Below are 15,037 nucleotides of genomic sequence, written 5' to 3' on the forward strand. Positions count from 1 at the left end.
ACGCCGGGCACCACCAGACCGGACCGGCAACCGGCCGGGACCTGATCGACCACGGGGAGCTCGCGGCCATGGCAGAACTCGGCACCACCCTCAACGGCCAGCACCAGTCCACCCAGGGCCAGCACCACCACCTCACGGCCCACCGTCCGGCGGCGGCCACCCGGCTGCCGTCCGTCCTGATCGCGACCCGGCACGGCGAGTCCACCGCCAACGTGGAGTTCCAGCTGGCCGAGGCCGCCGGCGCGCTCAGCGTCCCGATCAGCTGCCGCGACGCCGACATCCCGCTGTCGCTGCACGGCCGGGAGCAGGCCCGGGGCCTCGGCCGCTGGTGGGCCGCCCTGCCCAGCGCCGACCGGCCGCGCAGCGTCTGGTGCTCGCCGTACGTGCGCACCGCGGAGACCGCCGGAATCGCGCTCGCCCAGGCCGCCGGGCTCGGCGCCGTCCCGGTCTCGCTGGCCGTCCGCTACGACGAGCGGCTGCGCGACCGCGAGCTCGGCGTCCTGGAGATGCTGCCGAAGGCCGCCATCGAGACCAAGCACCCGGAGGAGGCGGCCCGGCGCCGCAAGATGGGCGAGCTCTACTACCGCCCGCCCGGCGGCGAGTCCTGGGCCGACGTCGCGCTGCGGGTGCGCAGCCTGCTGCGGGACGTCTGCGAGGAGGAGGCCGGCCGGCCCGTCCTGCTGGTCGCGCACGACTGCACGGTGCTGATGCTCCGCTACGCGCTGGACCGGCTCACCGAGGAGCAGCTCGTCGCGCTCGGGCCGGTGCACAACTGCTCCACCAGCATGTGGCGGGCCCAGGAGGGGCGGCTGCGGCCGGACCGCTGGAACGTCGTCGACCACCTGTCGGCCGCGGAGGACTGACGCACCGCCACGTCCCCGCCCTCGCGCCGATACCGCGCCGCCGACGCCGTCACGCCGGTGCCGTCACACCAGCGACGGATCGGCGAAGCCGCGCCGGTAGGACAGCGGCGTGGTGCCCAGCCGGCGGCCGAAGTGGTGCCGCAGCGCGGCCGCGTTGCCGAAGCCGCAGCGGGCGGCGATCGCGTCCACCGGCTCGGTGGTGGACTCCAGCAGCCGCTGGGCGAGCAGCACCCGTTGCCCGACCAGCCAGCGGTGCGGGGTGGTCCCGGTCTCCTGCCGGAACCGGCGGGCGAAGGTGCGCGGCGACATGTGCGCCCGGGCGGCCAACTGCTCGACGGTGGACTCCTCGTCGAGGTGGTGGCGCATCCAGTCGAGCAGCGGGGCCAGCGAGTCGCCGCCGCCCTCGGGCAGCGGGCGGTTGACGAACTGGGCCTGCCCGCCCTCCCGGTGCGGCGCCACCACCATCCGGCGGGCGATCTCCCGGGCCACCTCGGCGCCCTGCACCTTGCGCACCAGGTGCAGGCAGGCGTCGATGCCGGCCGCCGTCCCCGCGGAGGTGATCACCGGGTCGTCGTCCACGTACAGCACGTCCGGCTCGACGGTGGTCAGCGGGAAGCGCGCGGCCAGTGCCTCGCCGTACCGCCAGTGCGTCGCGGAGCGGCGGCCGTCCAGCAGCCCGGCGGCCCCCAGGACGAAGGCGCCGCTGCAGATGGAGAGCACCCGGCCGCCGTCCGCCACCACCGCGCGCAGCGCCGCCAGCAGCGGCTCGGGGTACTGCGCGCGGACGCCCGACGCGGTGACCACCGCGAGGTCGGCGCCTGCCAGCCGCTCGGGGCCGTGCGGGACGTCCACCGTGAAGCCCGAGTGGGTGGCGTGCGGCCCCGGACGGGCGCCGGCGATCGCGAAGTCGTAGCCGGGCAGTCCGTCGTCGGTCCGGTCGAGGCCGAACACCTCGCAGGCGACGCCCAGTTCGAAGGGGTGGATCTCCTCCAGCACCACCGCGACCACGTTCTGCAGCATGCCCCCGCTGTTCCGCATGCCGTCCAGGATGCCCCGGGCGCCCCGCGCGGGGGAAGACGTCGGATGGCAGGATTTCGGGGGCATCGGTCATTCCTGCCACTCGTGGGCGCCGCCGCGCCCGGCCAGAGTGGAGCGCATGGACAACGACACCATCGCCGGCGCACTCGCCCTGGCCGGAGCCGTCGGCGGCTTCGGCCTGCTCGGCGTCCTGATCGGCCGCGAGGTCTCCCGCGGCGCGGCGGCCGGCCGCGACAACCACCACCGCCCGGGCGGCTACCCGGCCGACCTCGCCCGGCCCGACCGGCTGTACGGCACCGCGCCCACCACCCCACCGCACCCGTCCGCCCCGGCCCGCACCCCGGCCGAGGCGGCCCGTTCGACCCCGGAGCGTCGCACCCCGGAGCGTTGCACCCCGACCGGCTCCGGCACACTGGCCGCATGGACTACCTCATCCGCCCGGCCCTTCCGGAGGACCTCGAAGACGCCGGCCGCATCACCGTCGAGGCCTTCGTCGGCGGCGGCTTCACCTCGCCCGGGAGCAGCTACGTCGAGCTCCTGCGCGACGCCGAGCGCCGGGCCCGGGAGGCCGAGCTCCTGGTCGCGGTCGACCCGGCCGAGGGACGGGTCCTCGGCTGCGTGACCTTCGCGGTCGGCGGCACCGAGTGGGCGGACATCGCCACCGAGCGCGAGGGCGAGATCCGGATGCTCGCCACCGACGCCGCCGCCCGCGGCCGGGGCGTCGGCGAGGCGCTGGTGCGCGCCTCCCTCGCCCGCACCCGCGAACTCGGCCTGGCCGGCATGGCGTTCTCCACCCGCCCGGAGATGACCGCCGCCCACCGCGTCTACGAGCGGGTCGGCTTCCGGCGCACCCCCGAGCGCGACTGGGCGCCGTACCCGGGGATGGACCTGATGGTCTACACCCTGGCGTTCTGAGCGCCGGTCACGCCCGCGCGGCGCGGGTCACGGCTGCTTGTCGTAGCCGGGCGCCACGTAGACGGTGTACTGGCCGTGCGGGCCGCTCTTCACGACGGTGACCACCCGGTACCCGGCGGCCTTCAGCGTCGGCTGGATCGCCTTGTCGGTGGCCCCGGTCTGGGTGAAGTCCAGGACCACGACCTTCCACTCGTGCGCCTGGATGCCGGCCTGGATCGCGGGGACGCCGTTCTGCATCTCGCCGGTGGCCGGGTCGCGGCGGAAGACCGCCACCAGGTCGTGCCACTGCTGCCAGTTGCTCTGCTTGCGCAGGTAGTACGCCGGGACGTTGTAGTTCTCGACCAGGTACTTGTCCTCGCCCTTGACGATGTACGGCTCCAGCGCGGCGACGAACCCCTTCGAGTTCGACCACTCGCCGTACATCTCCCGGCCCTGGGCGGCGCCCACCCAGGCCAGCGGGCCGACCACCAGCACGGCGGCCGCCACCCCGGCCACCAGGTGCAGGCGGCCCTTCAGCCACAGCACCGTGCGGGCCAGCACCAGGCCCACCACGACGCAGGAGAACCAGGCACCGAAGTCGACGTGCTTCTGCAGCGACAGCCAGGTGTGGATGCGGACCTGGTTCACCGGCGCCATCAGCCCGGCCAGCAACAGCAGGACAGCCAGCCAGAACTCGGGCCAGGCCGCGCCGCCGCGCCGGCGTGCCCGCACCAGCTGCACCACCACGCCGATCAGCGCCACCACCAGCAGCGGGCCGACCCAGCGGGCGGCCTCCGAGGCCACGTAGGAGTACGAGTCGTGGCCGGGGGCGCGCTTGAGCGTGGTGTGGTTGAAGCCGTTGACGTAGCGCTCGCCGGCCGCCGCGGCCGCCGCCCCGACCGCCACCACGAAGGTGAGCAGGACCAGCAGCCCGCGCCGCCAGGCCTCCCGGGAGCGCAGCGACCCGCGCGGCCCGGCCAGCACCGCGATGCCCGCCACCACCGGGACCCACAGCAGCGCGGCGTACTTGGTGGCGCCGGCCAGCGCCAGCAGCAGACCGGAGGCGACCAGGCTCGGGTACCCGCCGCCGGTGGTCAGCCGCACCGCGAAGTACCCGGCCCAGGCGAGGATCGCCAGTGCCATCGCGTCGTAGGTGGCCAGGCCGCCCAGGAACTGGGTGGGGCCGAGCGCCACGAAGGCCGCCGCCGCGCAGAAGGCCGCGAGCGAGCCGTGCAGCCGCCGGGTCGCCAGGTGGACGGCCACGGTGGCGGAGAGCATGAACACCAGGCTGAGCAGCCGGGCGCCGTTCAGCCCGCCGACGAAGTCCGCGGCGGCCACCACGACCGGGTAGATCAGCGGGGAGCCGGAGAAGAAGGTCTCGTACGTCGACACCGGGGTGCCGTGCCGCAGGTGCGCGATCTCCTGGTAGCCCGCGTAGATGTAGGTGCCCTCGTCGATGAAGGCGGTGTTGCTGAGGATCAGGTGGTACGAGAGCGCGCCCTGGACGAGCAGCACGGCCAGCAGCGGCAGCCAGTCGGCCCGCAGCGCCGGTCGGGCCGGGTGCGGCAACCGGGGCGGGCCGGACTTGCGGCGGCGCCGGTCGGCCGGGGACGGCTGCGCCGGCGCGGCGGCCGCGCGGTCGCGCTCGCCGAGGGCCACCCCGCCCCGCCTGGCCCCGCCCAGGACGGGCTTGCGGGTGGACTCGGGCCGGATCCAGCGGCCGTCCGCGCTCATCAGTACTGCTCCTCATCTGGGCTATCGCATCCGGACGCGCGCCGGCGGGCGCGCGCCCCGGGGCGCGCTTCGGCCGCCGCCCCCCCACTGCCGGGGCGCGGCGGCCGGACGATCGGGGGGCCGGGCGGCCCCGGGCGGGCTCAGCCGCTGAGCCAGGCCCCCACCGGCGGGACGGACGGCGGCGAGCTCGGACCGGCGACGATCTTGACGATGTCGGCCTCCGGCAGCACCTGGCTCCAGAGCTGGATGTCGGCGACCGCGCCGTGCCAGGGGTCGGCCCACTGCGAGTTGGAGCTCAGCCGCCCCACCTGCAGGGAGTTGGTGCCGCTCGGCTGCACCCCGGCCGACTTGGCCGAGGACTGCGGAGCGCCGTTGACGTACAGGGTGAGCTGGCCCGTCGGGTCGTCGTACACCCCGGTCAGCAGCACCCACTGGTTGACCGTCGCGTCGCCCTTGGACCAGGCGATCGCCGAACCGCCGCCCGGCACCTGGACCTTGAAGTACCACTGGTCGTGCCCGTTGTTGTTGGCCCGGCCCAGCGAGTACGAGTAGTACTGGCCGTCGCCCTGGCTGACCGCGCTGCGGTTGCCGTTGGGCAGGTCGACCAGCACCCGGGCGGAGACCGTGAAGCTCTTGTTCACGTCGACGATCGAGGTGGAGGTCGAGGCGAAGGAGTCCGGCCCGCTGGGCAGCCTGAGGACCTGTCCGGAGAACCCGGCCATCGTCCCCTGCTTGGCGTCGGCGCCGAGGTTCAGCGGCACCGGGCCCGTCTTGGCGGGCAGGCTGCCGACGGTCGGCGGGCTGTCGATGCCCTTGACCGGCGGGGCGCTCGACGGGGTCGACGGGCCGGTCGAGACCGGGGCCGTCGGGCTCGCCGAGGTGGTGTTCTGCGCGGTCTTCTCGGTGTCCTTGGAGTGCTGGTAGTACCAGAACCCGCCGCCACCGGCCGCCGCCACCACGACCACGGCGGTCAGCACGCCCACCAGCTTGAGCCGGCGGCCGCGCTTGGCGGCCTGCTCGTTACGCTCGGCCAGCGCCTCCCAGTCCGGCGTGCCGGAGGAGCCGGCCGGTGGCGGGAAGCCGCCCTGCTGCTGCCACGGCATCGCGGGCTGCGTGGGCTGCGCCGGCTGCGCGGCCGACGGGAAGGCCTGCGGGCCGGGCTGCGGCGCGGGCGGCTGCGGGCCGGGCTGCGGGACGGCCTGGGGCTGCTGCTGGACGGGCTGCTGCGGCGCGGGCTGCTGCTGGACGGGCGGCGGCGCCACCGGGCCCGGCTGCACCGGACCGGGCACCACCGGGGCCGGCCCGCCGCCCGGCTGCGGCACCGGCGGCACCGGCTGCGGGAACGGATGGGGCGTCACCTGCTGGGGCTGTTGCGCAGGCGCACCGGGCGGCGGCCCGTAGCCGGACGCGGGGCCGAAGGCACCGCTCGGAGACTGCGGTGGCACACCGGTGGCCGGAGCGGCCCCCCCGGCCGGTGCCTGCTGCGGTGGCGTGGGCGGCTGGCCCGGCTCGCCACTCGGTACCGGTCGATCGCTCATGGCCGGAATGCTAGGGCATCCGCCCCGACACGCCCATGGGGGGTGCGCGGACGGAACGTCAGTGCCTTTCCGTTCCCGGTCGCGCGGCGCCCCGTCACGCAACCCCGTTGTACGGCAGCTTCCAGCGCTGCGAGACGGTGTCCGCGCACGGCCGCAGCAGCACCGGCGTGCCGTCCGCGAGCGCACCGCCCGCGGTGCCCAGGCACAGGCCCGAGTCCGGGTGCCGCAGTCGCTGCCCGGAGGCGGCCACCCAGCGCTGCGCCGAGCCGCCGGTGCACTCGGCCAGCGTCACCGACGCGCGGTCGGCGGTCGGCGCCAGGCAGGCCGCTCCGCCGCGCAGCGAGCCGTCGTTGCCCACCGTCCAGCCGGTCGAGACGCCCGGATCGCCGCAGGTCCCGACGGTCACCGGGGTGCCCGCGAGCCCGCCGCCGCCGTGCCGCAGGCAGATCCCGGGCGCCCCCGCCGGGACCTCCCCGGCCGGCAGGCCGACCCGGTTGTGGAAGGCGAAGGACTCGCTGCGCAGGCCGGTGCCGCCGCTCCACACCTCGAAGCCCGCCTGCACCCGGCACAGGTAGGAGCCCTTGGGAACGTACCCGCGGGCCATCGCGTCGGCGGTGAACAGCCGCAGGTTGAGGCCGCGGGTGGTGTGGGTCGGCGCCGTGCGCACGTAGCTGATGACGCTGTGCGGGCCGGTGATCGGCGCCTGGTAGACGTGGTAGCTCGCGTCCCCGAACTGCTGGGAGTCCGCGACCTTGTCGCCGGCCGGGCGCACGCTGTCGGTGGCGTCCAGCCAGACCATCACCTCGGCGCTCTCCCCCGGCAGGCAGTTGTCCGGGGTGGAGCCGTACCAGAGGTCGAAGGAGAGGTTGAAGGAGCCGCTGACCCGGCCGTTGGCGTCCCAGTCGGCGGTCGCGTCGCCCAACGCGCTGACCGGGACGGGCAGTCCGCTCGCGCCCGGGGCGGTGGAGACGTTGGGGTAGGCGCCCGGGGCGAGCGGGTTCTTCGGGACGAAGTCGCGGATCTGGCCCACCGTGAACCCGCTGTCCCCGACCGGGTCCACGCAGACCGTGCCCGCGGTGTTCCACGGGTTCGGTTCGAGGACCTTCGACCCGCCGTCCATCGCCAGCTTGGGGAACGGCTCCTGCACGGTCGAGCAGAGGCCCGACCCGGCCACCGCCGTCGTCGCGGTGACGGCCGGCGGCTGCTCCACCGCCCCGACCTCGCCGCTGCACCCGGCCAGCAGCGCCGCGACCGCGCCGAACGCGGCCGCCGCCCGCAGACCCCGCGCCACGCGTCCGGCCGAGCCGTCCTCGATGATCATCACTCTTCCCCGAACCGTCCTCACCCGCTGGGCGGACACCGTACACAAGCGCTCCACCCGCACTTCCGTTCACATCACGATCGGAACTCGATATCGGTTCCGGGTCGCCGACCGAAGAGGGGGGAGAGAACTCACAGCAACCGGTCCCGTACGATCCTGGCGTCCCCCCGCGAACCGACCGACAACGGCCGCCGTGCGGGGAAGGTTCAGACTCAACACGGCTTCGGGGGAGTAGAGCACGTGACTGTCACCGAGGGCACGCGACTCGCGGGCAGCGGTCAAACGCCCGTCTCACGACGCCGGAGCCGACGGGACCCGGCCGCCCGCAACCAGTGGGGCCTGCTCCCCCAGCCCCCGGACAACACCGAGAAGTACCTGTACGCGCGCACCAACCTCTGGGTGCTGACCTGCTTCTCCGTCATCAGCTTCGGCTGCATGGTGGCCAGCGAGATCGGTCTGCTCAGCGCGACGCCCTGGTTCTTCGTGTTCGTCCCGCCGCTCGCCTTCACCATCGCCTACTACCTGATCTCCCGGTGGGTGCACGGCTTCAACCAGACCTTCGACCTCGCCGCGCACCGCGTCCTGGTCAAGTCCTGGCAGCCGGAGCGCCATCCGACCGTCGACGTCTTCCTGCCCGTCGCCGGCGAGCCGATCGAGGTGCTGCACAACACCTGGACGCACGTCGCCCGGCTGCGCGACCACTACCCGGGCGAGGTCACCCCGTACGTCCTCGACGACAGCAACAGCCCGCAACTCGCGCAGATGGCCGTCGACTTCGGGTTCGTCTACGGCACCCGGAACAAGCTCGGCTGGTTCAAGAAGGCCGGCAACCTGCAGTTCGGCTTCCGCAACTCCGACAGCGACTACATCCTCATCCTGGACGCCGACTTCGCGCCCCGGCCGGACCTGCTGAACGAGATGCTCCCCTACATGGAGGCCGACCCCCGCCTCGGCATCGTCCAGTCCCCGCAGTTCTTCCGCATCCTGGACTCGCAGAACTGGATCGAGCGCGGCGCGGGCGCCGTCCAGGAGCTGTTCTACCGGACGGTGCAGGTCTCCCGGCAGCGCAACGACGGCGCCATCTGCGTCGGCAGCTGCGCGGTCTACCGGCGCGCCGCGCTGGAGGAGAACGGCGGCACCACGCTGATCGGCCACTCCGAGGACGTGCACACCGGCTTCGACCTGCGCCGCCTCGGCTGGGACCTGCAGTACATACCCGTGGCGCTCGCCACCGGTGTCTGCCCGGACAACGTCGGCGGCTTCTTCAACCAGCAGTACCGCTGGTGCACCGGCTCGATGAGCCTGCTCGGCAGCAAGAAGTTCTGGACCACCAAGCTCCGGCCGGTCACCCGCGCCTGCTACCTCTCCGGGTTCTTCTACTACATCCACACCGCGCTGTTCACCGTCGTCTCGCCGCTCATCCCGATCGTCCTGCTGCTCGCCCGGCCCGACCTGATCCGCTGGCAGAACACCGCGCTGGTGCTGCCCGGACTGCTCTACGCGACGGTCGTCTTCCCGCTCTGGCACCGCAACCCCTACCGGCTGGAGGCCTGGGCCGCCCGCATGATGTACGGCTGGGCGCACGTCTTCGCCATCTGGGACATCGTGCGCCGCAACCGGATGGCCTGGCAGCCGACCGGCTCCAGCGGCGCCAAGAAGAACAAGACCCGCCGCTTCTGGATCGCCGTCATCGCCTGGGGCGGCGGGACGGCCCTGCTCTGGGTGTTCCTGAGCATCTGGCGGATGCTCACCATGGGCCCGCTGAACTTCGCCCTCGTCCTCGCCTCCGGCCTGTTCTACGCCACCATCGTGGGCCGGGTCCTCGTCCAGCCGCGCCCCACGGAAGCAGTGTGATCGCCATGACCGCACACCCCCGGCGGGCCGGTCGGCTCCGGCGCCGGCTGGCGCTCCCGGTGCTGACGGCCGGCCTGCTGTTCCTCACCGCCTGCGGCCCGGAGGACCCGGGCTTCGCGATGCAGAAGGGCTTCGCCCCGCCCGCCCCGGCCGCCACCACCGCCCCGGGCCAGGCGGCCGGCGGCGCCGCGGCCGCGGCCGGTGCCGCCTCCGCCCCCACCGGGGCCGCCAATCCCAAGGCCCTGCCGGCCGGCGTCCCGTACGACGTCACGCCGCTGCTCAAGCCCGGCCTCAAGTACCTCGGCGCCGCCCTGCCCGACGTCCCCGCCTCGATGGACGCGCTGGGCCCCTACAGCGCCACGATCGGCAAGCAGCCCAACGTCCTGGAGTACTACGCCCACTGGAAGGGCGGCTTCGACACCGCCGGCGTGCGGCGGATCTACGAGGCCGGGGCGCTGCCCTACATGGCCTGGGAGCCGTACGACCACTCGCTCGCCTCGATCGCGGCCGGGGACACCGACGACTACGTGCGCGGCGTCGCCAAGGCCGTCGCCAAGCTCAACCTGCCGATCGCCGTCAGCATCGCCCACGAGATGAACGGCGACTGGTACCCGTGGGGCCGCCAGGCCTCAAGCCCGGCGGACTTCGTCGCGGCCTGGCGCCACGTCCACGACATCTTCGACCAGGCCGGCGCGACCAACGTGATCTGGGTGTGGAGCCCCAACATCACCGACCCCGCGCCCAACACCCGCCTGGCGCCGTACTACCCCGGCGACACCTACGTCGACTGGGCCGGCATGACCGGCTACTTCACCAAGAGCGGGCCGAAGACCTTCGAGACCCTGTACGGGCCGACCATGGCCGAGATCCGCACCTTCTCCAAGAAGCCCTTCTTCATCAGCGAGACCGCCTCCGAGCAGGGCAAGCGCCAACGCGCCGACATCGACCAGCTGTTCTCCGGGCTGGAGGCGCACGACGACATCGTCGGCTTCGTCTGGTTCAACATCGTCAAGCGGGCGGACTGGCGGGTCGAGGCGGTCCCGGACACCCTCGCCGCCTTCAAGCAGCGCGTGTCCGACCCCCGCTACGGCTTCGACATCCGGAACCCCCGATGAGCACTGACTCCGACTTCAACCCGTTCGCCCCCATCCCGCGCCGCCGCGCGCCGAAGGGCGACGCACCGCCCGGCGGCGCCGTGCCCGACGGGCCCGCGCCCCACGGCAGCCGGCACGGCGGAAGCGAGCACGACGGCAGCACGCCCGATGGGCCCGCGCCCGACCGCGCCACGCCCGAGCGCACCGAGCCCGCCGGCACCGCGACCGGCCGCGCCGCCCGTCGCCGGGCCGCGGCGTCGGAGCCGACCGTCCCCGGGCCCCGCACGGACACCGCCGCGCCGACCGCAGCACCGGCCACCGCGGCGACCGCGACCGCCGTGGCCAACCCCGACGGCATCGAGCTGGCCCCGTACACCATCCCGCAGGTCCCCGCGATCGGCTGGGACCCGGGCACCAGCCCGCGCCGCCGCTGGATCGCCCGCGGCCTGCTCGGCGCCGTCCTGGCCGTCCAGGCCGCGCTCTCGCTGCGCCTGCTCGCCGCCGCGCACCCCGACGAGGCCGCCGCCATGGTCGCCGGCCGCCAGCAGCTCGCCCACCTGATGCACGGCACCCCGGTCACCACCGACCTGGTCGACCGGATCAACGGCTCGCCCTGGCTCTACCCGCCGCTGGCGGGCGCGGCCGCCGACGCCAACGGCATCTGGGGCACCCGGCTGCTCAGCCTCGGCTTCGCGCTGGTCACCACGGTGCTGCTGTACTCGCTGACCCGCCGGCTGTTCAACGAGCGGGTCGCGATCTGCGCGATAGCCGTCTACGCCGTCCTGCAGTCCACCGTGGTGGTCGGCTTCTACGCCGCCCCCGAGTCCCTCGCCGTGCTGCTGGTCGCCCTCGCGGCCTGGGCCACGGTGTTCACCTCACGGCGACATCCGGCGCTGGTCCTGACCGCCGCCCCGGCCGCCGCACTCGCCTGCGCCGTCGCGTACTCCGCGGCCTTCGCCGTGCCCGCCCTGGTCGGCCTCGCGCTGGCCACCGCCCGTCCGCACCGCCGGTTCGGCCCGGCCGCCCTGCGCGCCCTGCTGCTGGCCGCCGGCACCGTCGTCCTGCTGCTGCCGTACGGCACGCTGGGCGAGATCGCCGGGTGGTCGCCCTCGCACGGCACCGCCCCCGGCTCGGCCGAAGCCGTCCTGCTCTCCACCGCCCAGTGGAGCGGCCTGTTCACCGTCCTCGCGGTGGCCGGCACGATCGCCTACGCGCGCCGCGAGCAGATGAACGAGCACGACGCGCCCGAGAAGGAGGCCGTTCCCACCTCGCGCGGCCACCGCGCCCTGCTCGGCACCGTGCTGACCGCCACCGCCCTGGCCGTCCCGGCCGCGCACGTGTGGACCGGCACCTCCGGGGCGCTGTTCCGCCACCTCGCCTACGGCATGCTGCTGGCCGCCCCGCTCGCCGGGGTGGGCCTGACCCGGCTGGTCGGCGCCCACTTCCGCCACCCCCAGCTCGGCATCCTGGTCTGGGTCGCGCTGCTCGCCCTCGGCCTGGAGCAGTCCGCCCTGCGGTACCAGAACGGACCCGACTCCGGCCGCCTGCTGGCCGTCCTGCGGTCCCACGCGGTGCCCCAGGGGCGCTACCTCACCGAGGTCGACGGACTCGCCGAGTACTACCTCGGCGCGGTCAGCAGGCCCGAGCAGTGGGTCTCCGCGCGCACCGGCACGGAGTACCGCGACGCGGCCGGCGTGCAGCACCACGGGGACGACGGGAGCGTCGCCGCGATCCGCGACGGCTGGTTCACGATGGTCGTCCTCGACAGCACCGCGCCGCGCGCCACCGACCGCGCCCTGAGCGCCGCGCTGGCGGCCGGCGGGCAGTACCGACTGGTGGCGCAATTCACTTCGCCGACCGGCGATTCGAGCACGTACAAGGTCTATCTCAAGCACTGACCGGCCGACGGGCCCGCCCACGCGGGTGACACGACAGGCACAACATATGGTGCCGCCGCAGAGCAGCGGCACTACATGTATGCTCGCTTCTGCTGTCGATGCAGGGGAACCCGGTGCGAATCCGGGACTGCCCCGCAGCGGTGTGCGGGCGGCTGGAGCAGCTGTCCCCGCGAGTCCGAGTACCTGCCGGCGGCGTGCGCCACGGCCCTCCCGCAGAGGCCGCGCCAGCACCAAGCACCACCCCTCCGGGCCTCGCGGGCGGGCCGGGGAGACACCGTCGCGCGACGCCGTTTGCGTTCGTGCCGTGCTCCCCTGCCCCGACCGGCCCGAGGCTCCGATCACCGCCGCCGATCGCCGCCAGGAGAGAGCGCCTTGACCACCGCTGCCTCAGCCACCCTGCCCGCCCAGGGCTCCGGTACCGCCTTCATCGACCCGAAGGTCTCCGACCCCGGCGGCGCCCTGCTGCGGCTGCTCACCGACCGCAGTGTCGACCTCCCCGAGGTCGACCCCGGCCATGTCGCGGCCGCCGCGCTGCGCGGCCGCCACGCCGGCTCGGACTTCGCCGAGCTGCGCGGGCTGGCCGTGGACGCCGCCGCGTCGATGATCGCCGAGGACCCCCAGTACTCGAAGCTCGCCGCCCGCCTGCTCGCGCTGGAGATCGTCGACGAGGCGAACAGCCAGGGCGCCACGTCCTTCTCCGCCTCGATCGCCGTCGGCCACGCCGAGGGCCTGATCGGCGACACCACCGCGGACTTCGTCGCCAAGCACGCCGCCGCGCTGGACGCCCTGATCGACGCCGCGGGCGACGACCGCTTCGAGTACTTCGGCCTGCGCACCGTGCAGTCCCGCTACCTGCTGCGCCACCCGATCACCCGCAAGGTGGTCGAGACCCCGCAGCACTTCCTGCTCCGCGTCGCCTGTGGCCTGGCGGTCGGCGACAACGAGCAGTCGGTGCGCGAGGTGGCCGAGCTGTACGGCCTGATGAGCCGCCTGGAGTACCTCACCTCCTCGCCGACGCTCTTCAACTCCGGCACCCGCCACCCGCAGATGTCGAGCTGCTACCTGCTCGACTCCCCGCTGGACAACCTGGACTCGATCTACAACCGCTACGCGCAGATCGCCCGCCTGTCCAAGCACGCCGGCGGCATCGGCCTGTCCTACTCGCGCATCCGCTCGCGCGGCAGCCTGATCCGCGGCACCAACGGCAAGTCCAACGGCATCGTGCCGTTCCTGCGCACCCTCGACTCCTCGGTCGCCGCCGTCAACCAGGGCGGCCGCCGCAAGGGCGCCGCGTGCGTCTACCTGGAGACCTGGCACGCCGACATCGAGGAGTTCCTGGAGCTCCGCGACAACACCGGCGAGGAAGCCCGCCGCACCCACAACCTCAACCTGGCGCACTGGATCCCGGACGAGTTCATGCGCCGGGTCAACGCCAACGCGGACTGGTCGCTGTTCTCCCCGGCCGACGTGCCCGAGCTGGTCGACCTGTGGGGCGAGGAGTTCGACGAGGCCTACCGCAAGGCCGAGCAGGCCGGCAAGGCCGTCCGCACCATCCCGGCGCAGACCCTCTACGCCCGCATGATGCGCACCCTGGCGCAGACCGGCAACGGCTGGATGACCTTCAAGGACGCCTCCAACCGCGCCGCCAACCAGACCGCGCTGCCGGGCCGCACGGTGCACTCCTCCAACCTGTGCACCGAGATCCTGGAGGTCACGGACGACTCCGAGACCGCCGTCTGCAACCTGGGTTCGGTCAACCTCGGTGCGCACGTGGCCGTCGGCGCCTCCGCGGACGACCTGCTCGGCGCGATGGACTGGGAGCGCCTCGACGCCACCGTCCGCACCGCCGTCACCTTCCTCGACCGCGTGGTGGACATCAACTTCTACCCGACCACCGAGGCCGGGACGTCCAACTCCCGCTGGCGCCCGGTCGGCCTCGGCGTGATGGGCCTCCAGGACGTCTTCTTCAAGCTGCGGATCGACTTCGACTCCGCGCAGGCCGCGCGGCTGTCCACGCTCATCGCCGAGCGCATCATGCTCACCGCGTACGAGCGCTCCGCCGACCTGGCCGAGCAGCTGGGCCGCCACGAGGCGTACGGCGAGACCCGCGCCGCCCGCGGCGAGCTGCACATCGACCACTTCCCGACGGCCGCCCCGCAGTGGGCCGACCGGTGGAGCGCGCTGCGCGCCCGGATCGCCGAGACCGGCCTGCGCAACTCGCTGCTGCTGGCCATCGCGCCGACCGCGACCATCGCGTCCATCGCCGGCGTGTACGAGTGCATCGAGCCGCAGGTGTCCAACCTGTTCAAGCGCGAGACGCTCAGCGGCGAGTTCCTTCAGGTCAACCCGTACCTGGTGCGCGAGCTCAAGGAGCTCGGCGTCTGGGACCAGCAGACCCGCGACTCGCTGCGCGACGCCAACGGCTCCGTCCAGGAGCTGAACTGGCTGCCGGCCGAGGTCCGCTCGCTCTACCGGACGGCCTGGGAGCTGCCGCAGCGCGCGCTGATCGACCTGGCCGCGGCCCGCATGCCGTACCTGGACCAGAGCCAGTCGCTGAACCTGTTCATGGCGGCGCCGACCATCGGCAAGCTGAGCTCGATGTACGCCTACGCGTGGAAGGTGGGTCTGAAGACCACCTACTACCTGCGCTCGCGCCCCGCGACCCGCATCGCCCAGGCCGCCTCCGGTGCCGCCCGCAGCGCCGTGCCGGTCCCCGCCCCCACCATGACCCAGGCCGAGCAGGACGCCATCGCCTGCTCCCTGGAGAACCCCGAGTCCTGCGAGGCCTGCCAGTGAGCACCCC

10 protein-coding genes and 1 riboswitch are annotated in these 15,037 nt (G+C 73.8%); of the genes, 6 read left to right on the plus strand and 4 right to left on the minus strand.

Features of this window, described 5'->3' with window-relative positions; all coding sequences use genetic code 11:
* Positions 1-68 precede the first annotated feature (68 nt).
* Positions 69-863, plus strand: coding sequence for a histidine phosphatase family protein (locus tag ACZ7KX_RS15120; protein ID WP_470326813.1), 795 nt, complete (start codon positions 69-71; stop codon positions 861-863).
* 63 nt (positions 864-926) lie between these two features.
* On the opposite strand, the gene ACZ7KX_RS15125 is transcribed toward ACZ7KX_RS15120, so the two are convergent.
* Complete coding sequence (locus tag ACZ7KX_RS15125) at positions 927-1,883, minus strand: helix-turn-helix domain-containing protein (RefSeq protein WP_470326970.1); 957 nt, start codon at positions 1,881-1,883, stop codon at positions 927-929.
* 438 nt (positions 1,884-2,321) lie between these two features.
* Here ACZ7KX_RS15125 and ACZ7KX_RS15130 point away from each other — a divergent pair, with 438 nt between their 5' ends.
* Positions 2,322-2,816: a GNAT family N-acetyltransferase gene (locus ACZ7KX_RS15130; protein WP_470326814.1), complete on the plus strand. Its 495-nt coding sequence runs from the start codon at positions 2,322-2,324 to the stop codon at positions 2,814-2,816.
* 27 nt (positions 2,817-2,843) lie between these two features.
* Here ACZ7KX_RS15130 and ACZ7KX_RS15135 read toward each other — a convergent pair whose 3' ends face one another.
* The 3 genes from ACZ7KX_RS15135 to ACZ7KX_RS15145 form a co-directional block, all read right to left on the minus strand.
* Entirely contained in the window at positions 2,844-4,529 is a 1,686-nt protein-coding gene (locus ACZ7KX_RS15135; RefSeq protein WP_470326815.1) for an ArnT family glycosyltransferase, read from the minus strand.
* A gap of 140 nt (positions 4,530-4,669) precedes the next feature.
* Positions 4,670-5,887: a LamG domain-containing protein gene (locus tag ACZ7KX_RS15140; RefSeq protein WP_470326816.1), complete on the minus strand. Its 1,218-nt coding sequence runs from the start codon at positions 5,885-5,887 to the stop codon at positions 4,670-4,672.
* A 274-nt stretch (positions 5,888-6,161) separates the two neighbouring features.
* Positions 6,162-7,388: a ricin-type beta-trefoil lectin domain protein gene (locus ACZ7KX_RS15145; RefSeq protein WP_470326817.1), complete on the minus strand. Its 1,227-nt coding sequence runs from the start codon at positions 7,386-7,388 to the stop codon at positions 6,162-6,164.
* A gap of 435 nt (positions 7,389-7,823) precedes the next feature.
* Here ACZ7KX_RS15145 and ACZ7KX_RS15150 point away from each other — a divergent pair, with 435 nt between their 5' ends.
* The 4 genes from ACZ7KX_RS15150 (at position 7,824) to ACZ7KX_RS15165 (ending at position 15,030) form a co-directional block, all read left to right on the plus strand.
* Positions 7,824-9,242 carry a glycosyltransferase family 2 protein gene (locus tag ACZ7KX_RS15150; protein ID WP_470326971.1) on the plus strand — a complete coding sequence of 473 codons (1,419 nt, stop codon included), beginning with the start codon at positions 7,824-7,826 and terminating at the stop codon, positions 9,240-9,242.
* Between the two features lie 5 nt (positions 9,243-9,247).
* Positions 9,248-10,357, plus strand: a complete 1,110-nt coding sequence (locus ACZ7KX_RS15155; protein ID WP_470326818.1) for a glycoside hydrolase family 26 protein — start codon at positions 9,248-9,250, stop codon at positions 10,355-10,357.
* Positions 10,354-12,234, plus strand: coding sequence for a glycosyltransferase family 39 protein (locus tag ACZ7KX_RS15160; protein ID WP_470326819.1), 1,881 nt, complete (start codon positions 10,354-10,356; stop codon positions 12,232-12,234). The genes ACZ7KX_RS15155 and ACZ7KX_RS15160 overlap by 4 nt, the downstream gene beginning before the upstream one ends.
* 73 nt (positions 12,235-12,307) lie before the next feature.
* A riboswitch (cobalamin riboswitch) is annotated at positions 12,308-12,439 on the plus strand.
* 191 nt (positions 12,440-12,630) lie between these two features.
* On the plus strand, positions 12,631-15,030 hold the full coding sequence (locus tag ACZ7KX_RS15165) for a ribonucleoside-diphosphate reductase subunit alpha (RefSeq protein WP_470326972.1): 2,400 nt from the start codon (positions 12,631-12,633) through the stop codon (positions 15,028-15,030).
* Positions 15,031-15,037: the final 7 nt, after the last annotated feature.

Source organism: Kitasatospora sp. NPDC038210, assembly GCF_055600605.1.